The 18926-nt window shown below is 63.6% G+C and carries 20 protein-coding genes; 5 read left to right on the top strand and 15 right to left on the bottom strand.

Annotated features, from left to right (window positions below):
• Nucleotide 1: 1 nt before the first annotated feature.
• From MF606_RS16275 to ctrA, 3 genes are all read right to left on the bottom strand, one after another.
• Nucleotides 2–868: an alpha/beta fold hydrolase gene (locus MF606_RS16275; RefSeq protein WP_240230391.1), complete on the bottom strand. Its 867-nt coding sequence runs from the start codon at nucleotides 866–868 to the stop codon at nucleotides 2–4.
• Between the two features lie 132 nt (nucleotides 869–1000).
• The gene (locus MF606_RS16270) at nucleotides 1001–1510 is read right to left on the bottom strand and encodes a DUF2867 domain-containing protein (protein WP_240230390.1); all 510 of its coding nucleotides are present in this window, start codon (nucleotides 1508–1510) and stop codon (nucleotides 1001–1003) included.
• A 108-nt stretch (nucleotides 1511–1618) separates the two neighbouring features.
• On the bottom strand, nucleotides 1619–2326 hold the full coding sequence (gene ctrA, locus MF606_RS16265) for a response regulator transcription factor CtrA (RefSeq protein WP_240230389.1): 708 nt from the start codon (nucleotides 2324–2326) through the stop codon (nucleotides 1619–1621).
• Between the two features lie 422 nt (nucleotides 2327–2748).
• Here ctrA and fliI point away from each other — a divergent pair, with 422 nt between their 5' ends.
• The 3 genes from fliI (at nucleotide 2749) to MF606_RS16250 (ending at nucleotide 5485) form a co-directional block, all read left to right on the top strand.
• A complete protein-coding gene (gene fliI, locus MF606_RS16260) occupies nucleotides 2749–4077 on the top strand; it encodes a flagellar protein export ATPase FliI (protein ID WP_240230388.1) in 1329 nt (442 codons plus the stop codon).
• Nucleotides 4078–4129: 52 nt separating this feature from the next.
• Nucleotides 4130–4543: a flagellar export protein FliJ gene (fliJ, locus tag MF606_RS16255; protein WP_240230387.1), complete on the top strand. Its 414-nt coding sequence runs from the start codon at nucleotides 4130–4132 to the stop codon at nucleotides 4541–4543.
• Nucleotides 4544–4690: 147 nt separating this feature from the next.
• A complete protein-coding gene (locus MF606_RS16250; protein WP_240230386.1) occupies nucleotides 4691–5485 on the top strand; it encodes a DUF2794 domain-containing protein in 795 nt (264 codons plus the stop codon).
• A 39-nt stretch (nucleotides 5486–5524) separates the two neighbouring features.
• On the opposite strand, the gene MF606_RS16245 is transcribed toward MF606_RS16250, so the two are convergent.
• From MF606_RS16245 to MF606_RS16225, 5 genes are all read right to left on the bottom strand, one after another.
• On the bottom strand, nucleotides 5525–6769 hold the full coding sequence (locus MF606_RS16245; protein WP_240230385.1) for a sensor domain-containing diguanylate cyclase: 1245 nt from the start codon (nucleotides 6767–6769) through the stop codon (nucleotides 5525–5527).
• Nucleotides 6770–6874: 105 nt separating this feature from the next.
• On the bottom strand, nucleotides 6875–7807 hold the full coding sequence (locus MF606_RS16240) for a PRC-barrel domain-containing protein (RefSeq protein ID WP_240230384.1): 933 nt from the start codon (nucleotides 7805–7807) through the stop codon (nucleotides 6875–6877).
• Between the two features lie 71 nt (nucleotides 7808–7878).
• Nucleotides 7879–8481: a PRC-barrel domain-containing protein gene (locus MF606_RS16235; RefSeq protein ID WP_240230383.1), complete on the bottom strand. Its 603-nt coding sequence runs from the start codon at nucleotides 8479–8481 to the stop codon at nucleotides 7879–7881.
• A gap of 333 nt (nucleotides 8482–8814) precedes the next feature.
• On the bottom strand, nucleotides 8815–9249 hold the full coding sequence (locus MF606_RS16230; RefSeq protein WP_240230382.1) for a GNAT family N-acetyltransferase: 435 nt from the start codon (nucleotides 9247–9249) through the stop codon (nucleotides 8815–8817).
• Nucleotides 9250–9374: 125 nt separating this feature from the next.
• The gene (locus MF606_RS16225; RefSeq protein ID WP_240230381.1) at nucleotides 9375–10433 is read right to left on the bottom strand and encodes a zinc-binding metallopeptidase family protein; all 1059 of its coding nucleotides are present in this window, start codon (nucleotides 10431–10433) and stop codon (nucleotides 9375–9377) included.
• A 148-nt stretch (nucleotides 10434–10581) separates the two neighbouring features.
• Here MF606_RS16225 and MF606_RS16220 point away from each other — a divergent pair, with 148 nt between their 5' ends.
• Together MF606_RS16220 and MF606_RS16215 are read left to right on the top strand one after the other, a co-directional pair.
• Nucleotides 10582–11193 (top strand): LysE family translocator, encoded by a 612-nt coding sequence (locus MF606_RS16220; RefSeq protein ID WP_240230380.1) that lies wholly within the window; start codon nucleotides 10582–10584, stop codon nucleotides 11191–11193.
• A 3-nt stretch (nucleotides 11194–11196) separates the two neighbouring features.
• The gene (locus MF606_RS16215; protein ID WP_240230379.1) at nucleotides 11197–11901 is read left to right on the top strand and encodes a glutathione S-transferase N-terminal domain-containing protein; all 705 of its coding nucleotides are present in this window, start codon (nucleotides 11197–11199) and stop codon (nucleotides 11899–11901) included.
• A gap of 57 nt (nucleotides 11902–11958) precedes the next feature.
• Here MF606_RS16215 and MF606_RS16210 read toward each other — a convergent pair whose 3' ends face one another.
• The 7 genes from MF606_RS16210 to fliG all read right to left on the bottom strand — a co-directional run bounded on the left by MF606_RS16210 (nucleotide 11959) and on the right by fliG (nucleotide 18925).
• A complete protein-coding gene (locus tag MF606_RS16210) occupies nucleotides 11959–12240 on the bottom strand; it encodes a putative quinol monooxygenase (RefSeq protein ID WP_240230378.1) in 282 nt (93 codons plus the stop codon).
• A gap of 21 nt (nucleotides 12241–12261) precedes the next feature.
• Nucleotides 12262–13119, bottom strand: coding sequence for an aminoglycoside phosphotransferase family protein (locus tag MF606_RS16205; RefSeq protein ID WP_240230377.1), 858 nt, complete (start codon nucleotides 13117–13119; stop codon nucleotides 12262–12264).
• An 83-nt stretch (nucleotides 13120–13202) separates the two neighbouring features.
• A complete protein-coding gene (flhA, locus tag MF606_RS16200) occupies nucleotides 13203–15341 on the bottom strand; it encodes a flagellar biosynthesis protein FlhA (protein WP_240230376.1) in 2139 nt (712 codons plus the stop codon).
• Between the two features lie 137 nt (nucleotides 15342–15478).
• Complete coding sequence (flbD, locus tag MF606_RS16195) at nucleotides 15479–16846, bottom strand: sigma-54-dependent transcriptional regulator FlbD (protein WP_240230375.1); 1368 nt, start codon at nucleotides 16844–16846, stop codon at nucleotides 15479–15481.
• Nucleotides 16847–16856: 10 nt separating this feature from the next.
• A complete protein-coding gene (fliN, locus tag MF606_RS16190) occupies nucleotides 16857–17147 on the bottom strand; it encodes a flagellar motor switch protein FliN (RefSeq protein ID WP_240233871.1) in 291 nt (96 codons plus the stop codon).
• A 50-nt stretch (nucleotides 17148–17197) separates the two neighbouring features.
• A complete protein-coding gene (locus MF606_RS16185; protein ID WP_240230374.1) occupies nucleotides 17198–17848 on the bottom strand; it encodes a FliH/SctL family protein in 651 nt (216 codons plus the stop codon).
• Nucleotides 17849–18925: a flagellar motor switch protein FliG gene (gene fliG, locus MF606_RS16180; RefSeq protein WP_240230373.1), complete on the bottom strand. Its 1077-nt coding sequence runs from the start codon at nucleotides 18923–18925 to the stop codon at nucleotides 17849–17851.
• Nucleotide 18926: the final 1 nt, after the last annotated feature.

Below are 18926 nucleotides of genomic sequence, written 5' to 3'. Positions count from 1 at the left end.
CTTACTGGCCCATGAAGCCGACTGGCGTCTCGCCCTGGAGGAAGGGCTCGATGAAGCCGTAGAGCAGGTCGGTCTGGTTGATGACGGCGGTGTGCGAGGTGGCCGGCAATATCGCCAGGCGCGAGGCGGGCAGGGGAGCGCCCATGTCGCCCATATCGCCACCGCCCAGCAGGCGGAACAGCGCAACATTATGTTCAAGCGTGGAAACGTCAGCGTCACCGGCGATGATCAGCATGGGCGCCTTCAACGTCTTGACGTCCTCCTCCCAGGCCATCGGTTCCTTTTCCAGTGCAATCAGCTTCTCGACGACGGCCCGGAAGCCATCCGGGTTCGGGGCAAGCTTCCTCCATTCGTCTTCCATCGGGGTGCCGACGAACATTTCGGGGGCCATCTGTGGGATAAATTCGACGAAAGCGGGCTGCCAGCCCGAGACATCGTAGCCGACCGAAGCGGCAACGAGCTGGTCGACCTTTTCGGGGTAGTCGATGGCAAGCCGAAGACCGGCGGCCGAACCCATCGAATAGCCAAAAATGTCGGCCTTCTCGATGCCGACCGCGTCCATGAAGGCGGCGACGTCGCTGGACAGGTTCTCGTAGGTGATAGGGCGGTCGATATCGGTGGTGCGGCCATGCCCCTGGAATTCGAGCGCGTAGACCTTGTGGGTCTCGGCCAGTTTCGGAACGATCGCGCCCATGGACGGGATGTTCATATAGGCGCCGTGCAGGACGATCAGCGGGTCACCCTCGCCGGAAGTTTCGTAATACATCTGCATGCCGTTGACCTCGACGGTCGCGCCGACCGGCTCGGACTGGGCAAAGGCGGCCGTGGTCAAAAGCAGGGCGCCGGTGATGATGGCGGTGCGGATCATGGGTCGTCTCCTCTGGGTGGTACGCAGCCTCCCGACCGCGCTTCTGACAACACGACGAGCGGCTGACAGGCACTTCGACACGGAAGCGAAAGTTTTTTCGACTTCGCCAAGCCACCTGTCGTGAGGCTACTTTTAGCGCGTGACCCCGAGCCTGTCCGCATTGCTCAGGAAGCGGGCGATGATGATGCGGTGGAACGGATAGACCGCGGCCAGATAGGCTCGCCCGGCCAGATTGTGCGGACGTACCCAGGTGGATATGGCCACGACGTCATCGGCCTCGGAGCGCAAGATGGAGACGCGGAAATCGAGGTGCCTGTCATCGGTGCCGAGAATGACTTCGTCGGGTGTGGCAGAATGCACGGCGAAGACACCGGAATAGCGCAGGCCGTTGATCTCCTCGCGGGTGGGCGGACGCAAGTCGCTGGCGCCGCCGGTCTTGAGCCCGAACGGCGCGACCAGGAGGTTGCGGAGGCCGAGGAGGGCTTTCACCCAGCCCGGCGTGTGGAAGAAGGTGGCGATGGTCAGTTCGGCCGCATCGGGCGCGGGGTGGGGCAGGGGCGCGCACTGGCTATCGAGGAAGTCTCCTTCGGCAAAGTATTGCCGTAGAGCGCCATCGCTTGGGTAGGCAAAGTTCCTGGCCATCGCCGGTCTCCGTCAATTGGAGAACCAAAGATAGGTGCGGGACAAGCAAAAACCCCGCGCGACGGTGTCGCACGGGGTGGAGCGGAATGACGCAGGAGCCGGGGAGGCTTAGGCGACGTTGTCGGCGTAGACTTCGTTCTCGTCGGGCTCGCGCAGCACATAGCCGCGACCCCAGACGGTTTCGATGTAATTCTTACCGCCGGTGGCAACGCTAAGCTTCTTGCGCAGCTTGCAGATGAACACGTCGATGATCTTGAGCTCGGGTTCGTCCATGCCACCATAGAGGTGGTTGAGGAACATTTCCTTGGTGAGCGTGGTCCCCTTGCGGAGGGAGAGCAGCTCGAGCATCTGGTATTCTTTACCGGTGAGGTGGACGCGCTGGGTCTGGACTTCGACGGTCTTGGTGTCGAGGTTCACAGTGAGGTCGCCGGTCTGGATGACCGACTGGGCGTGACCCTTGGAACGGCGGACGATAGCGTGGATGCGGGCCACGAGCTCGTCTTTATGGAAGGGCTTGGTCATGTAGTCATCGGCACCGAAGCCGAGACCGCGAACCTTGTCCTCGATGCCGGCGAGGCCGGAGAGAATGAGGATTGGCGTCTGCACCTTGGCGACGCGCAGTGTCCGCAAGACTTCGTAGCCGCTCATATCGGGCAGATTCAAGTCGAGCAGAATAATGTCGTAGTCGTAGAGTTTTCCGAGATCGACGCCTTCTTCACCGAGGTCGGTGGTGTAGACGTTGAAACTTTCGGACTTCAGCATCAGTTCGATGCTCTGCGCTGTCGCGCTGTCGTCCTCAATAAGGAGTACCCGCATTATATTCCCCTTGTCATTCGTTCCTGCTGGAACCGTGGGTCATCGTCTGCCCACGCCAACCCTACTGGATATGACTGAACCCTAAGCCCAAATAGTTAACAAAGTTTAATTCGGTTCGGCAATACGCAAACGGCGTTAGGGTGAATTAAGTTTAAGTCGTTGAAATTTATAGGTTAATTCTATCAATTTTTCTTAAGAAAATGGTTTAAGAGGCGCCTGTAAGCGACTCTTGTGACTCATGCAATTGTGGCTATGTCAGTGGTTTAGGGGAGGGTCGGTGCCAAGCGGCAGACGGACCGGTCCAACACCTGAAATAGCGCCTTTTGCTTAACGTTCGGTTACTGTGTGATTCGTGGTTGCGCACGATTCGTCCAGTGCGGAAACCATAATCCGGCCACGCCGATGAACGGACACCGAACGAGATGAAGTCACTGATCTCGGCTATCGAAGCCATTGACGACATCGAGGTCTATGGCCGGGTGAAGTCGGTGCAGGGCCTGCTCATCGAAATCGTCGGGCCGGTGCGCGAATTGCGCGTGGGCGGGCGCGTGCGGATCGAGACGGTCAACGACGACATCCTGGCCGCCGAAATCATCGGCTTCAAGGACGGCCACGCTTTGTGCCTGCCGTTCGGGCAATTGAGCGGCGTGCGGCTTGGCTGCAAGGCGGTGTTCCAACGCCATGATGGCTCGGCTTTCCCGTCCGAGGGGTGGCTGGGCCGGGTGATCAATGCCAATGGCGAGCCGATCGACGGCAAGGGACCGCTGCCGCGCGGCGCGACGCCCTATCCGCTGCGGCAAAATCCGCTCCTGGCGCATGATCGGGTGCGGGTCGGCGATCCGCTCGATCTGGGCGTGCGGTGCCTCAATACCTTTACCACGGTGTGCGAGGGGCAGCGGCTGGGCATTTTTGCCGGCTCGGGCGTGGGCAAGTCGGTGCTCATGTCGATGCTGGCGCGCAATACCAATGTCGACGTGGCGGTGATCGGGCTGATCGGCGAGCGCGGGCGCGAGGTCCACGAGTTCATCCAGGAATATCTGGGTGAGGAGGGCCTCAAGCATGCGGTGGTCGTGGTGGCGACCTCGGACGAGGCGGCGCTGATGCGGCGGCAGGCGGCCTATATGAGCCTGGCGCTCTCGGAATATTTCCGCGACCAGGGCAAGCGCGTGCTGTGCATGATGGATAGTCTGACCCGCTTTGCCATGGCGCAGCGCGAGATTGGCCTCGCCATTGGGGAGCCGCCAACGGCCAAGGGTTATCCACCGACCGTGTTCACGGAATTGCCAAGATTATTGGAACGTGCAGGTCCGGGGACACCTACGACCGGTTCTGTTACCGGACTATTTACCGTTTTGGTCGAAGGTGATGATCACAATGAGCCCATTGCGGATGCCGTGCGCGGTATTCTTGATGGGCACATCGTGATGGAGCGCGGAATTGCCGAACGGGGACGATACCCGGCGGTCAACGTGCTCCGGTCCATCTCGCGCACCATGCCAGGGTGTGTTCCGGTCGATTTCAGGCCGGTCCTGCAAAAGGCGCGCGAGCTCATGTCCATCTATTCGGACATGGAGGAACTGATCCGGCTGGGGGCTTACCGGAAAGGGTCAGATCCGAAAGTGGACCGCGCGATCGCTATCAACCCGGCCCTGGAAGCTTTTCTCAGCCAGGAACGGGAAGAAACGACCAGCATTGCCGAGGGCTACAAGATGCTCGAGGCGATCGTGGCGGAAGCGGGCGCGGCAGGCTGATGGGGCAGTGTATTTGCCCCGGAACTGACTTGGTGTGTAAGGAGTACAGGTCTTGAAATCGCGCAGCGAGAGCCTCATTCGGCTCAAGAAGTTCCAGGTGGACGAGAAGCGCCGTCAGGTTGCGCAGATCGAGATGATGGTCAACGACTTCGAACGCATGGCGGCCGAACTCGACCAGCAGATCGAAATCGAGCACACCAAAACCGGCATCTCCGATATCGCTCATTTTGCCTATTCGACCTTTGCCAAGGCGGCCCTCGCCCGGCGCGACAATCTGCTGGCTTCGGCCACCGACATGCGTGGCAAGCTCGAGGCGGCCCAGGATGCACTGGCGGAAGCCATTGAAGATCTCAAGAAGGTCGAATTGCTGGACCAGCGCGAGCACCAGCGCGAGCGCGACGAGCAGCTCAAGGTAGAACAGGCCGAATTCGACGAAATCGGCCGGCTGCGCTTCCGCGGCCAGTAAGGCGCCGAAAGAGTTTCAAGGCCCGCGCAAGCGGGCCTTTTTTGTTGCATCTGTCTCCAGGTCACGCCGATGTACCGGTGTCAGCGCCGTGATCGCAGCCGGCAACGCGCTGCGATAGGCTCGTGCGCATCATTTTGGGGGAAGAACATGCGCAGCAGGTATGGGGTGACGTTGTTCGCGGGAGCGACCGTGGGGCTTCTGGTTCTGAGCGGGCAGGCGCAGGCCTGTTCCGACTTGCCCAATATCTGCGCGATGAATGCTCAGCATCATCAGAGCATGGTCGATATTTCCGCCGGCTACGCCTATGGCGACTATTACGGCGAGGACGAGTATTACGGCGACGACTATTACGACAGCGGCTATTACAGCGGCGATCTCGACTATTCCGCCTATAGCGACGATCCGGGACGGTCGCTGTCGAATGAAGCCGCGAGTTTCGTCAGTGCCGTGGCTGCGCAGCAGGCGGCCTTGGCGGAGCGGCTGCAGGATCCCGGTTTTGCCAAGGCGTATGAGCGCTACACCAATGGCGGCTGGGATTACTTTCAGGACCAGGCAGGGGCACGACCCGGCGAGTACTGCGCCGCCTTTTATTGGCGCGGCGACGGCATGGTGCGCCTTTCCGGACCGGGCGGCGACTATCCGGGTGCGCTGATTACCTTCTGGGGGCCGGATATTCCGACACCCGGTAGCGTCGAGACGATCACCGTGACACTCGATCAGGCGGATGGTGCGCCAGCGACGGTGAAGGCGTTCAACTATCACCTGGCCGGCGATGCCTGGGGCGCGATTGCCCTGGCGGTGCCCACGATCGAGGCGGCGCTGGACGGCATGGAAGACCGGCAGAGCTTCATGCTGTCGATCGGCGGGCGGATGGTGGCGCAGGTGGAATGGCGCGATGGCCTGACCGCGAAGAGCCAGCTGGAGCGCTGCCTGCGCGGCTGAGCAGGCAAGGCGGCGGCTGGCCCCTGCGGACGCCGCGGGTTAGTCGAACTCCACGGTCAAGCGCTGCTCGGTGCGGCCGGAAACCTTGCAAGACCACTCGGCACTGTCGGAGGGGATGCGGAGGGTGAAGCTGGGCGGGATGCCCATCGTCGTGCTGACCGTCAGTTCCGCGCCGGTGTCCCAGATGGCGCGCACCGAGCAGTCGATGGTCGAGGTCCGCTGGCCGAGCACGATCTTGCCGGCCTTGAGCACGCGACGCCGCTCGAATGGAACCACCGCGCCAGCGGCTTGCCACACTGCGCACTTGTTTCGCCCTGTCCGCTTGGCGTCATAGAGAGCCTCATCCGTCTTGGCGAGGAGGCCGTCGATATCGTCGCTGTCGTGATCGAAGGTAGCGACGCCGAAACTGGCTGTGATGGCGATCGGCGGATGGCTGCCCGGAAATTTCAGCGTGCGGAGATGCAGGCGCAGCTTTTCGGCGACTTCGAGGGCGTGCAAGCGGTCGGTCAAGGGCAAGAGTACCGCGAACTCTTCGCCGCCGAGCCGGCCCAACAGGTCACTCTGGCGCAATTGTTCGGTGACAGCACGCGCGACGCCGATCAGCACCTGGTCCCCGCCAGGGTGGCCATAGGTATCGTTGACGGCCTTGAAGTGGTCGATGTCGAAGGTGACGCAGCTGAGCGGGCTGCGGTGGCGCCTGGCCAGGGCAATGAACTTCTGCGCGTCCTCCTTGAAGGCGCGCCGGGTCAGCGTGCCGGTGAGGCTGTCGACGGTTGCGATCTGACGCAGCTCGATTTCGTCCATGGCGATGGCAGCCAGTTCCGCGAGGATGGCTTGTTCGCGCGGGCTGAAGTCGCGGGCGGACGAGCCGATGGCGCAGACCGTGCCGATCGTGTGGCCATCGCCGGTGCGCAAGGGCACGCTGGCATAGGAGCGCACATGCGGATCGCCGGTGACAAAGGGGCTATTCTGGAAGCGCGGGTCGGTGGTCGCGTCCGAGACAGTGATCGGTTGGCCATCGATCAGCACATGCCGGCAGAAGGTGACGTCGAGCGGCGCTTCCCGGCCGTCAAGGCCGTCCACGGACTTGTACCATTGGCGGTGGGCGTCGATGAGAGAGACGATGCCGACCTCGACGCCGAGGGTGAGCCTGATCAACCGCGTTATGCGATCGAATGCCTCCTCGCGCGGCGTATCGAGCAGGTCATAGCGCTCCACCGCCGCAAGTCTATCGAGATCGTCTGCTGCTTCGGCATGAACCGGAACCGGGACGGCGGCACCCATGTGCTCCTCCTCTTTGCATTGGGGCAAGCCTAGGCGGGGCGGGTTAAGCCACTGTTAGCATTGAGATTGCAACACGGGCGTTCGGTTAGGGTGCGGCTGGCGGCTCTAGGGTGCGATCACCATGCGCTGGGTTTCGCGCTCGGCCTCGTAGGTCGCCGGGTCGTAGGCGGCCTGGGCCTCCAATTGCTCGCGCGAGGCATTGAGGAAGAGATAGCGGTTGCCGAAGGTATCGGCGGAAAAGGCGAGGTTGTCGAAGCCCACGGCGACGGGCTTGGCACCGAGGCCAAGGAAGCCGCCGACATCGACGATGACGGCGTCGAAGCTGCCGTCGGGATGGGTGATGATGTCGCCGATGGTGCCGATCTGCTCGTCATTGATGCCGTAGACGCCGATGCCGCGCAGCTCGTCGGCGGTGAGACCGGATTCATCGAAATCAGAAAAGCCGCTGCGATCGACGGGCGTGGTGATGACCTGACGTTCGGGCTGATCGGTGGTGAGATTGGGATCGACCGGCGCGGCGTTGGGATCGCCGTCGACGAGCTGGTCAGCCTCCTGATCCGGGGTCAGAGCGGGTTCACCAGTGGTGGCTTCGCTGTCGCTCCAGATGAAGGCTGGTGCGGCGGACAGGTCTTCCGCTGTGGTGGCCAGCACCCAGCGGCGCGAGCCGTCTTCGCGCGCGGCCCATTCGAGCTGGTTGAAATCGACGGCTACGTCCTTGCTACCCACCCCCAGGAACCCGCCGACGCCGATGACGACGGCAGAAATGCCCTGGCCTGAGGTGACGACCATGTTGTTGATGGTGCCGATTTCGGCGGCGCCATCTTCGATCGAACCATAGACGGTCTGCCCGAGAAGCTGCGTTACCAGAGTATCGGTGCCGCCGGTGGCGTAGCCCTGCGACAGCACGGTGGGCGGCGTCAGGCCGCTCTGCTGGAGTTCGGTCGGAGCGCCCGTGGCGGCAGGGGTGGCTTCCTGCGCCAAAGCCGGGACGGCGAGCAGCAGGGTCAGGATGGCGGTGGTGGCGAGCAGGCGCGGCATGGGCGTTCCTTCAGGTATGACGCAAAAGGGCCGGCCCGAAGGCCGGCCCTAAGACAACAATCCGCGAGGGATTAGTTGGTTGCGGGAGCCGCAGCCGGATCGGCCGGCGCCATGGCATCAGCCGGTGCGGCAGGGGCCGCGCCATCGGCCGGCGCAGCACCGTCGACGGGCTCATCTTCCTCCCAGACGAAATCCGGAGCCGCCGTCAGGGCCTCGGCGGTGGTGGGGAGCACCCAACGCTCGGTATTGTCGGCGGCGAGGGTGAATTCGAGGGCGTTGAAATCAACGGCAACGGCCTTTTCGCCAATGCCCAGGAAGCCGCCGACGCCGATCACCACGGCGGTGATCTGACCGCCTTCGTCGAAGACCAGGTCGGAGATATTGCCGATTTCCTCGGCGTCATCGCCCGCGGTCGAAAACACCGGCTGGCCGATGAGGCGGGTGCCCAGATTGTCGGTGTCGGCTGCAGTATAGCCGGCGGACATGTCCCAGGGCTCGTTGACGTCGCTTTCCTCGGCAGCGCCGGTATCGACATCGGTGGTCGTCGCGGCAGGAGCGGCAGGCGCTTCGGTGGTCGCAGGCGCGGCCGGAGCCGCAGGTGCTGCGTCCTGGGCGATGGCGCCGGTGGTCAGCAAGGCAGCGAGGGCCGTGGTGGCCAAGAGAGTGCGGATCATAGTAGGCTCCGTAGGTTCATCGTTGAGGTGAACGGGCCGTGCGGTGCAAAACTTGCCGGTGGAGCATCGTGCGGCCCATGATGTTTCGACAACGTCGCGAGAGCGCGAGACGTTCCGACGCGATTTGCCGCAGGCTGGAAATCAGGAATTGAAAAGGCCGGCTCTCTGACGAGGCCGGCCTTCTCCGCCTCCCTGGCGGTTTTTGTTCTGGGTGGCCGCGCCGTAGTCGCAGGCCCCCCGACATCGCGCACCATAATGCAAGCGATGGGGCAGGACACCCGGAACCCGGAAAAAGGCTTAAGCGGGCGCTAATTGGTTAATCGCGCCGGGCGTTCACAAGTCGTAATCGCGCATAGCGCGGTGCGGCATGCCGCCGTCTTGGAATTCGGGACCGAAGGCGACAAAGCCCAGCCGCTCATAAAAGCCGAGCTTGTCGGATTGGGCGGTCAGATAGAACCGGTTGCGGCCATTGGCCCTGGCATGGTCCATGGCGGCAAGGATCATCTGCTTGGCAATGCCCTGTCCGCGAAAGGCCTGGCGCACCGCAACCCGGCCAATCTTGACGTGCTCGGACTTGTCGAGGAGGCGGAGCGTGCCGACCACCTCGCCGGCGGCGATAGCGACGAAGTGCGTGGCCGTGAGGTCGTCGGCGTCGTTTTCCTCATCCTCGGGAACCTTCTGCTCCCAGACGAAGACCTCGCGTCGCAGGGCAAAGGCGGCGTTGCAGAGGGTGGAAAAGGGCGGGACGATGAGGATGGTCGTGGTCATGAGTGGAGGATAACGGAAATCACCCAAGGCTCCAATCGTCACCCTTGGGCACTTCACTACCCTGCATTCAGCAAGTGCAGAGCCCTCGGGTCAAGCCCGAGGGTGACGCGCGGTGGGTGTTACCGTTAGCTTGCTCGCCTATGCACCAGTTCGTGCACGAAGCCGAGCTTTTCGATGACTTGCGGGGTGAGGATGAAGGGGTAGGCGTCGGGGTGGCCCATGGCGCGGTTGAGGTTGTTGAGCATGCTGGCGAGCGGCACCCAGTTGTCGACTATGGTCTGGGCGCTGGTTTCGGCATAGGGGTCGAAATCGACATGCACGGCCAGGGCAGCGTCGGCCGTGCTCGGCCGGGCCCGGACGCCGAAGGCTGAGGCCATTTCCACCGTATCGGTGATGTGGAGGTAGTGCGCGAAGGTTTCGGCAAAGTCCTCCCATGGATGGGCGGTGGCGTAGGCGCTGATATGGGTCTGGGGCCAGCCCAGCGGAGCGCCATTGGCGTAGTAGGTCTGAAGCGACAGGTTGTAGTCGGCGGTTTCGTCGCCGAAGAGGGTGCGGAAGCGCTCGAGCGTTGGCTGGCGGTGGACCAGCAGGTCCCAGTAGTGATGGCCGATCTCGTGGCGGAAATGGCCGAGCAGGGTACGGTAGGGTTCGCCCATGCTGGCGCGGCGCGCCTCACGTTCGGCGTCGTCAGCCTCGGCCAGGGCGATGGTGATGATGCCACTGTCGTGGCCGGTCAGCACCGGCATAGGGGCAACTGGCATATCGGCAAGGAAGCGGAAGGAGAGCCCGTGCGCCGGATTATCGTTGCGCGTTTCGAGCGGGAGCCCGAGCCGCAGCAGGGAATAGAACAGGCGCTTTTTGGCACGCTCGATGATCTGCCAGCGGGTCAGGTTGAGTGGATCGTCGATGGCCGGGATGGTCTCGTTGTGGCGGCAGGCAGCGCAATAGATGTCGCCGCCCGGCTCGGCGCGGATCAGCCAGTTGCAGGCGCCGTGATGAGCATTCTCGCAAAAGACGTAGGCATCATCGGTGAAGGCTGGTGTCGACCACAGGCCGCCATCCTCGACAAGCGACACCAAGGCGTTCTTGTCGGGTAGGTAGCCCAACTGATGGCCACAGCGTTCGCAGGTGGCATTTTCGAAATAGACGGTGTTGCCACAATGATCGCAGGCGAAAAGCTTCATAGGTCGTGCCCCGTATGGTGTTGGCAGTAATGCGCAAAGCGGGTGGCATGTTCCGTGGGGATTGTGCATGGCTGGTCTCTGGAGCGCGCGGACAAAATGTGGGCATGATCGCGCGGTTAGCGCCGAAGCGGCGCCGGAGAGACTGACGATGAGTATCGAATTCCTGATCACGACGCTGATTGTGGTGGTGTCGCCCGGAACCGGAGCGCTCTACACCATTGCCGCCGGGTTGAGCCGGGGTGGCAAGGCCAGCCTGTGGGCTGCGTTCGGTTGCACGCTGGGTATCGTGCCGCACATGCTGGCGGCGATCACCGGGCTGGCTGCCATCCTGCATACCAGCGCGCTGGCGTTCGAGATCATCAAGTATCTGGGCGTGGCCTATCTGCTCTACATGGCCTGGGCGACGCTCAAGGAAACCGGCACGCTCAGCGTCGAGGCGGACCGGGCCGAGAAATCGGCGGGCAAGGTGATCGTCGAGAGCGTGCTGATCAACATCCTCAATCCCAAGCTCTCGATCTTCTTTTTCGCCTTCCTGCCGCAGTTCGTGCCGGCGACGACGCCCAATGCCGTGCCGCGCATGCTGGAGCTGAGCGGGGTGTTCATGGCGATGACCTTCGTAGTGTTCGCGGTATACGGACTGTTCGCTGCGGCGATCCGTGGACAGGTGATTTCCAAGCCCGCGATCATGCTATGGATGCGCCGCACCTTTGCCGGCGCCTTCGTGCTGCTCGGCGCAAAACTGGCTTTCACGGAGCGATAGACTATGGCCGACCTCTCGGGCTTTCCCATCACGCGGCGCTGGCCGGCCGCCAATCCGGATGTGATCCAGCTCTATTCGTTTCCCACGCCCAACGGGGTGAAGGTCTCGATCATGCTGGAGGAGACCGGCCTGGCCTATGAGCCGCATGCCGTCGATATCAGCAAGAACCAGACCTGGGACGAGCCATTCCTGTCGCTCAATCCGAACGGCAAGATCCCGGCGATCATCGACTCCAATGGGCCTGATGGTAAGCCGCTCGCGCTGTTCGAATCCGGCGCGATCCTGATCTATCTCGCCGAAAAGACCGGCAAGTTCATGCCGGCCGATCCGGCCTTACGCTACCAGACCATCCAGTGGGTCATGTTCCAGATGGCCGCCATCGGGCCGATGTTCGGGCAGGTGGGGTTCTTCCACAAATTCGCCGGCCGCGAATTCGAGGACAAAAGGCCGCGCGATCGCTACGTGGCTGAGTCCAAGCGCCTGCTCGGCGTGCTGGAAACCCGGCTGGCGGGGCGCGACTGGATCATGGGCGAGTATTCCATCGCCGATATCGCCATCCTGGGCTGGGTGCGCAATCTGATCGGCTTCTATGGGGCAGGCGAGTTGGTGGCGTATGCCGAGCTCAGCAATGTGCCGGCGTGGCTGGAGCGCGGATTGGCGCGTCCGGGCGTGCAGCGTGGGCTGGAAATTCCCAAGCGACCGGGCTGATCACTGGTTGTCGCTCGACCTCGTGGTTCGACAGGCTCATCATGAGGTCTCTTGGCCTTAGTCTTCGACGCGAATGGTGTAATGGCGGGGCAAGCCGGCGGTGACCTTGGCCCAGGCGGAGGTCGCGGCCCTGGTCTGGTGGGCGTCGAAGGCCGGCTGGTCGGCGAAGATTTCGGAAACCTGGAAGCGTGTGGGGTCCTCGGCATTCTGGGTAACCTCGAAGCGGAGGCACCCGGGCTCGGCGCGAGTCAGGCGGATGTGCTCGGGCAGAGCGGCGGCGACCGCCGCGAGCCGATCGGCCGGAACCTCAAGATAGCCGTCGAGATAGACCTTGGACATGGAAGGTGCCTGTGTTGGCCGTCAGGGGACGAGCAGGGCTTCGGAAACGTCGAGGAATTCCCGCCCGTCCTTGGCATTGCCCAGTTGCAGCAAGAGCAGGCCGGTCGAGACCCGTTCGATATAGCCCCATTGCCAGATGGCCTCGGCAGGCACCTGGGTGCGCTGCGTCAGGTGCCGGGCGCGGCTACGGGCGATGTCGTGGGCGTGGCGGCCGCTGAGGCCCTCGTTCCAGGCGCGGAGCAACACGCCCAGGTCATAGGCCGGCTCGATGGCGAGGCCATCGGGATCGATGAACCTGAATTGGAGCGGGTCGGTATCCGGCACTGCCAGGATATTGGCCGGATGCGGATCGCCATGCGCGAGCACGGTGGCTTCGGGCCGATAGATGGCGGCCCGCTCCCGGCAATAGCGCAGGGCGGTTTCGACAACCGCGCCGGCGCAGGGCTGGCCGCCGTTGCGCCACATCTCGAGGATGCCTGATGCCAGCGAATTGGCCTTGTCGGCGCCGTTGGGGAAGGCAATTCCTGCCGGCACGGGACGCCAGGCATCGAGCAGGGTGTCGCACAGGATGTCGACCTGCTGTTGGTAGGGCAGTTCCAGCAGATCCAGACTGCTGCCGAGCTTTTCGAGCAGCAGGGCATTTCGGGCGGGGTCGGAGCGGAGGAGGCGGACATAGCCTGTGCCGCCTGCTGCGTGCAAAACCTCGGCTTCCTTACGTTCCGCCGCGGTGGCGGGCGTGCTGACCTTGATGATAAAGGCATGGCCATCGGCGTCGCGCGCCTCGGCGACAAAGGCGGCACTGCCGCCATTAATGGCCTCGCCGATGCTCAGCGCCCAGTCCTGTTCGAGGCTTTCGAGCAGGGCGTCGAGCCCGGACAACCAGGCTTGTCCGGACGCGCCTTCGGCCAGCGCACGGCGCTGGACAATGTCCGGAACCGCAAATCTGCTCCCCGCCCCCATGGTCAGACGCTGCCGACGGTCTTGAGCCGGATGCGCGGGTGGACTTCGTTCTGGCTCATCACCACGGTCTGGGGGCGGAAGCGCTCGATGATGGAGCGGACGTGAGGCCGGATGCCGGGCGAGGTGATGAGGACGGGCAGTTCGCCCATCTGGGCGGCGCGCTCGAAGGCAGTCTGGATGGCGCCAATGAACTGCTGCAGGCGGGACGGCGCCATGGCGAGGTGCCGGTTGTCGCCCTCGCCGACCATGGCTTCGGCGAAGTCGCGTTCCCATTGCGGGCCGAGGGTGAGGAGCGGCAGATTGCCGTCCGGACCCAGATTGGCGGCACAGAGCTGGCGGGCGAGGCGGCTGCGGACATGCTCGGCGATGAGCTGCACCGAGCGACCGGGACCAGCGACTTCGGCAATGCCTTCGAGAATGGTCGAGAGGTCGCGGATGGAGATGCGTTCGTTGAGCAGGGTCTGGAGCACGCGCTGGACGCCGGAGACCGAAATGAGGCCGGGGACGATGTCCTCCACCAGCTTCTGCTGCTCCTTGGGCAGGCCCGAGAGCAGGGACTGCACATTGGCGTAGCTCAGCAGGTCGGCGACATTGGTTTTGAGCACTTCGGTCAGGTGCGTGGAAATGACCGTCGACGGATCGATGATGGAAAGGCCGCGCAACTCGGCCTCGTCGCGCAGGGCAGGCTCGATCCAGGTGGCGGGCAGGCCGAAGGTGGGCTCGGTGGTATGATGGCCGGGCAGGTCGATGCGGTTGCCCATCGGGTCCATGACCATGAGCTGGTTGGCGTAAATCTCGCCGGCACCGGCCTCGACTTCCTTGATGCGGACCTTATAGGCGTTGGGCTCGAGCTGCATATTGTCGAGAATGCGGACCGGCGGCATGACGAAGCCGAGCTCGGCGGCGAGCTGGCGGCGCAGAGCCTTGATCTGCTCGGTGAGACGATCGGAGCCGTTCTCGTCTTCCTTGACCAGCGACAAAAGGCCATAGCCGAGCTCGAGCTTGAGCTCGTCGATCTTGAGGCTGTCGGTGATCGGGATTTCGCCTGCGGCCGGACCGGCGGCGCCGGGCTGCGAGGCGGCCTTGGTGAGGGCTTCGAGCGCGGCATCGGCCTTGTTCTCGTCCTTGGTGCGGGCGGCGCGCCAGGCGACATAGCCAACGCCACCGGCCAGGGCCAGGAATGGGATCATCGGCATGCCGGGCAGGAAAGCCAGGAGACCCATGACGGCGGCCGACATGCCCAGAGCACGCGGATAGCCGGTGAACTGGGCCGAGAGGGCCTTGTCGGCGGAGCCGGTGACGCCGGACTTGGAAACGAGGATACCGGCGGCGGTAGAGACGATCAGGGCCGGTATCTGCGAGACGAGGCCGTCGCCGATGGTCAGCAGGGTATAGACGTTGCCGGCCTCCTGGATGGTCAGGCCTTCCTGCAGCATGCCGATAACCATGCCGGCGATGACGTTGATGAAGGTGATGATGAGGCCGGCAATGGCGTCGCCGCGGACGAACTTGGACGCACCATCCATGTTGCCGAAGAAGGCGCTCTCGCCTTCGAGTTCGGCGCGCCGCTTCTTGGCGGTGTCTTCGTCGATCAGGCCGGCGCTAAGATCGGCGTCGATGGCCATCTGCTTGCCGGGCATGGCGTCCAAATTGAAGCGCGCCGCGACTTCGGCGATACGGCCGGAACCCTTGGTGATGACGATGAAGTTCACCAGCACCAGGATGGCGAAGACAACCACGCCGATGATGAAATTGCCGCGCATGACGAAGTTGCCGAAGGCCTCGATGACGTGGCCGGCGGCGTCGGTGCCGGTGTGACCCTCGCTCAGGATCAGGCGCGTGGTGGCCAGGTTGAGGCCCAGCCGCAGCATGGTGGCGATCAGCAGCACGGTCGGGAAGGACGAGAACTCGAGCGGCTTCTGGATGAAGAGCGCGGTCATCAGGATCATGACCGAGAAGACGATGGACACGGCCAGCAGTGCATCGAGCAGCAGCGGCGGCATCGGTACGATGAGGATGACGATGAGGCCCATGACGCCGGTCGCCAGGGCGATATCGCCCGAGCGCAGCATATCGACGACGGAGCCGGCCGACGGGATTTTGAACGGAGCGCGGGTACGGCCGGTGGGCAGGTCGGTCATTTAGTCCAACATCTCCAATGTCATCCCGGCGAAGGCCGGGATCCATGGCCGCAGGTTTCCGCAGACCTGGAGTGTGGGGAGAGCCACGGACCTGGATTCCGGCCTTCGCCGGAATGACATCGTGGGGGCGACGGCCATCAAGCGACCGATCTGCGTTCGCCGGGTTCGGGCACATGCGTACCCTCGTCGGCATATTGGTTGAGCTTGTTCCTGAGCGTCCGAATCGAAATCCCCAGGATATTGGCCGCGTGCGTCCGGTTGCCCAGGGTGTGATCGAGGGTATCGAGGATCAGGTCGCGTTCGACATCGGCCACGGTGCGGCCGACGAGAGCAGCCGACATGGTCTGTGCGGTCTGGGCCAGCTGGGCCGAAAGCGAACTTGTCGCCGCCACTTCGGTCAGGCCCATGCCGTCAGGCAGGACGATGGCATCGGGGCCAATGACATCGCCGGATGACAGCAAGACAGCGCGATGCAGCGTGTTTTCCAGTTCGCGGACGTTGCCGGGCCATGGGGCGCGGAGCAGGGCGTCGCGGGCCTCGGCCGACAGGCTGCGCGGGGGCAGGCCATTGGCCTTGGCGTATTTGGCGACGAAGTGCTCTGAGAGCGCGGCGATGTCGCCGGGGCGGTCGCGCAGGGCGGGGAGCTTGAGATTGACGACGTTGAGGCGGAACAGCAGGTCTTCGCGGAAACTGCCTTCGCGCACGGCTTCGTTGAGGTTGCGGTTGGAGGTGGCCAGGATGCGGATATCGACTGGCACCGGCTTGCCGCCGCCGACGCGGTCGATCAGGCGTTCCTGGATGGCGCGGAGCAGCTTGGCCTGGAGGCGCACGTCCATTTCGCTGATTTCGTCGAGCAGCAGCGTGCCGCCCGAGGCTTCCTCGAACTTGCCGATGCGGCGGGCGACGGCGCCGGTAAAGGCGCCCTTCTCATGGCCGAACAGTTCGGATTCCAGCAGCGCCTCGGGGATGGCGGCGCAATTGACCGAGATGAACGGTTTGTTGGCGCGCTTGGACCGGGCGTGGACGTATTTGGCGATGACTTCCTTGCCGGTGCCGCTTTCGCCGGTGATCAGGATCGAGGCGTCGGAGCCGGCGATCTGGTCGGCCATTTTGACGACGCGTTCCATGGCAGGGTCGCGGAACAGGAACTCGGAGCTGTCGCGGGCCACGGCGGCGATGACGGCAGCGATCAGCTCGGCGTCGGGGGGCAGGGGAATGTATTCCTTGGCGCCGGCGCGGATGGCGTTGACGGCGGCGGCGGCATTGGCCTCGACGCCGCAGGCGACCACGGGAATGGCGATGCGCTCGGCTTCGAGCCCGGCGATGAGGCCGGCAATATCCATCACCACGTCGACCAGTAGCAGATCAGCACCACGGCCAGCGCGCAGGGCGGCGAGGGCGATTTCGACCGAAGGGGCGTGAGCGACCTTGGCGCCGCCGGTCATGGCCATCTGGGTGGCGGTGCTGAGCTGGCCTTCGAGGGCTCCGACGATGAGCAAGCGCATCTTGAGCTCCTTACTGTGGTTTGATGATTTCGGTCATGGTGACGCCGAGCTTGCTTTCGACAAGCACGATTTCACCACGCGCGACGAGGCGGTCATTGACGAAGATTTCGACAGCTTCACCGACCTGGCGGTCGAGTTCGATGACTGTGCCGGTGTCGAGACGCAGCAATTCGCTCACCGGCATCTTGGTGCGGCCCAGGACGACGGAGATACGAACCGGGACGTCGAAGACGGCTTCGAGGTCGGCGGCGCTGCGCTCCACATAGGCTTCTGGACCCTCACCTTTGCCGGGAGCTGCCATTTCCTCGAAGGTGATGCCTTCATGGGCGGTAACGTCGTTGTCGGAAGCGCTCAATGGCCGCTCTCCTCTGGCTTGCCCTGGCCGGCTCTGGCGGCGAGGTAGGCGGTGATCTTCTTGTCGATGTCCTTGGAGACGGCGCCGATATCGCGGACGAGACCGCCATCGACCCATTCGAGCTTGCCGTCGCCGAGGCGCTGGTCAGGGTCGCCCATGACGATCAGCCGGCCGGAAAAGCCTGAGGTCTGCATGTGGGCGGTGGCGATATCGCGCACGCCGTCGGCAATGGAGGGATGGCAGCGAACGACGAGGTGCGGCACGCCGTTGAGGCTTTGCATGCACTCTGCGATGAGCGCGTCGAGCTCGACGGTGGGGTAGCGGGCCAGCAGGTGCAGCGCCAGCTTGCGGCCGATGCTGGCGGCCAGCTCGACGGCTTCGCGCCGGACTTCGGCGGTGGCGTCATCGAGGGCGGCTGCCATTTCGGCGGTCTGGGTCGCGAGGGTGCCGGCGGCAGCGGCCAGGGTCTGGGCGGCCATTGAGGCAGCATTGCGCTCACCGGCGGCAAGGCCTTCGGCGTAAGCCTCCTCGCGGGCCTGGGCGACAAGCTGCATGACCAGGTCTTCTGGCACGGTTGGCTTGGGCGGGGCCGAGCCCGAGCGCTTGCCCAGATCCAGATCGAAGGTGAAACGTGCGGGTTGTGCCACTTACGCCACCATCTGATCGTCGGCTTTGGATTTCATGATCATGATTTCGCCCTTGGCGGCGAGATCCTTGGCGGTCGAGACCATGCGGCCCTGGGCCTCGTCGACGTCCTTGAGGCGCACCGGGCCCATGGCTTCCATATCGTCGCGGAGCAGCTTGGCCGTACGGGCCGACATGTTGTTGAAGAAGGTTTCCTTGATGGTGTCGTTGGCGCCCTTGAGCGCTAGCGCCAGTTCCTTCTTGTCCATCTTGCTGAGCAGCGTCTGGATCGCCGAAGATTCGAGCTTGGCCAGGTCTTCGAAGGTGAACATCAGCGCCTTGATGCGCTCGGCATCGTCGCGATTGTGCTCTTCGAGCGTGGTGATGAAGCGCGCCTCGGTCTGGCGGTCGAAGGAGTTGAAGATTTCGGCCATCTGTTCGTGGCTGTCGCGGCGCTTGGAATGGTTGAGCGTCGACATGAATTCGGTGCGCAGGGTGGTCTCGATCTTTTCGAGGATTTCCTTCTGCACCGGATCGAGGCCGAGCATGCGCTGCACTACGTCCATGGCGAGCTCTTCGGGCAGCACCGCAAGCACCTTGGACGCGTGGTCGGTGGCGATCTTGGACAGGACCACGGCGATGGTCTGGGGATATTCGTTCTTGAGATAGGCGGCGAGCACGTCGGCCTGCACGTTGGAGAGCTTTTCCCACATGTTGCGACCGGCTGGGCCACGGATCTCTTCCATGATGGAATCGACCTTGTCCTGCGGCAGGAAGCTGAGCAGCAGGCGCTCGGTGGAGTCGGTATTGCCCGACAGCGACCCGTTGGAGGAAATGGTGGTGACGAACTCGATCATCAGGTCGTCGAGCATTTCCTGCGTGATCGGGCCAAGGCGGACCATGGCTCGGCTGAGCTGCTTGACCTCGAGCTCGTCGAGTTCGTCGAAAATGGGCTTGCCGTAGTCAGGGCCGAGCGCCAGCAGCAGGGCCGCGGCTTTCTCGTCGCCCTTGAGGATGCGCTGATTGCTCGCGTCGCTGACGACGAGCTGGCGCGGCTGGCTGGCGTCGGGGATGTCGGTCGATTGGGAAACGAGGGCCATG

The organism is Devosia lacusdianchii, assembly GCF_022429625.1.
Classification (GTDB): Bacteria; Pseudomonadota; Alphaproteobacteria; order Rhizobiales; family Devosiaceae; genus Devosia; species Devosia lacusdianchii.
Note: the sequence above shows the minus strand (reverse complement) of the source record. Positions and strands in the feature narration are given on the sequence as shown.

What these genes read in the sequence shown, in the direction of transcription:
- fliI (WP_240230388.1), top strand. Translation starts at nt 2,749, where the DNA reads ATGAAGTCACTGATCTCGGCTATCGAAGCCATTGACGACATCGAGGTC.
- flhA (WP_240230376.1), bottom strand. Translation starts at nt 15,341, where the DNA reads ATGACCGACCTGCCCACCGGCCGTACCCGCGCTCCGTTCAAAATCCCG.
- fliG (WP_240230373.1), bottom strand. Translation starts at nt 18,925, where the DNA reads ATGGCCCTCGTTTCCCAATCGACCGACATCCCCGACGCCAGCCAGCCG.
- MF606_RS16235 (WP_240230383.1), bottom strand. Translation starts at nt 8,481, where the DNA reads ATGATCCGCACTCTCTTGGCCACCACGGCCCTCGCTGCCTTGCTGACC.
- MF606_RS16220 (WP_240230380.1), top strand. Translation starts at nt 10,582, where the DNA reads ATGAGTATCGAATTCCTGATCACGACGCTGATTGTGGTGGTGTCGCCC.
- MF606_RS16215 (WP_240230379.1), top strand. Translation starts at nt 11,197, where the DNA reads ATGGCCGACCTCTCGGGCTTTCCCATCACGCGGCGCTGGCCGGCCGCC.
- MF606_RS16225 (WP_240230381.1), bottom strand. Translation starts at nt 10,433, where the DNA reads ATGAAGCTTTTCGCCTGCGATCATTGTGGCAACACCGTCTATTTCGAA.
- flbD (WP_240230375.1), bottom strand. Translation starts at nt 16,846, where the DNA reads ATGCGCTTGCTCATCGTCGGAGCCCTCGAAGGCCAGCTCAGCACCGCC.
- MF606_RS16245 (WP_240230385.1), bottom strand. Translation starts at nt 6,769, where the DNA reads ATGGGTGCCGCCGTCCCGGTTCCGGTTCATGCCGAAGCAGCAGACGAT.
- MF606_RS16275 (WP_240230391.1), bottom strand. Translation starts at nt 868, where the DNA reads ATGATCCGCACCGCCATCATCACCGGCGCCCTGCTTTTGACCACGGCC.
- ctrA (WP_240230389.1), bottom strand. Translation starts at nt 2,326, where the DNA reads ATGCGGGTACTCCTTATTGAGGACGACAGCGCGACAGCGCAGAGCATC.
- MF606_RS16270 (WP_240230390.1), bottom strand. Translation starts at nt 1,510, where the DNA reads ATGGCCAGGAACTTTGCCTACCCAAGCGATGGCGCTCTACGGCAATAC.
- MF606_RS16250 (WP_240230386.1), top strand. Translation starts at nt 4,691, where the DNA reads ATGCGCAGCAGGTATGGGGTGACGTTGTTCGCGGGAGCGACCGTGGGG.
- MF606_RS16230 (WP_240230382.1), bottom strand. Translation starts at nt 9,249, where the DNA reads ATGACCACGACCATCCTCATCGTCCCGCCCTTTTCCACCCTCTGCAAC.
- fliN (WP_240233871.1), bottom strand. Translation starts at nt 17,147, where the DNA reads ATGGCAGCTCCCGGCAAAGGTGAGGGTCCAGAAGCCTATGTGGAGCGC.
- MF606_RS16240 (WP_240230384.1), bottom strand. Translation starts at nt 7,807, where the DNA reads ATGCCGCGCCTGCTCGCCACCACCGCCATCCTGACCCTGCTGCTCGCC.
- MF606_RS16210 (WP_240230378.1), bottom strand. Translation starts at nt 12,240, where the DNA reads ATGTCCAAGGTCTATCTCGACGGCTATCTTGAGGTTCCGGCCGATCGG.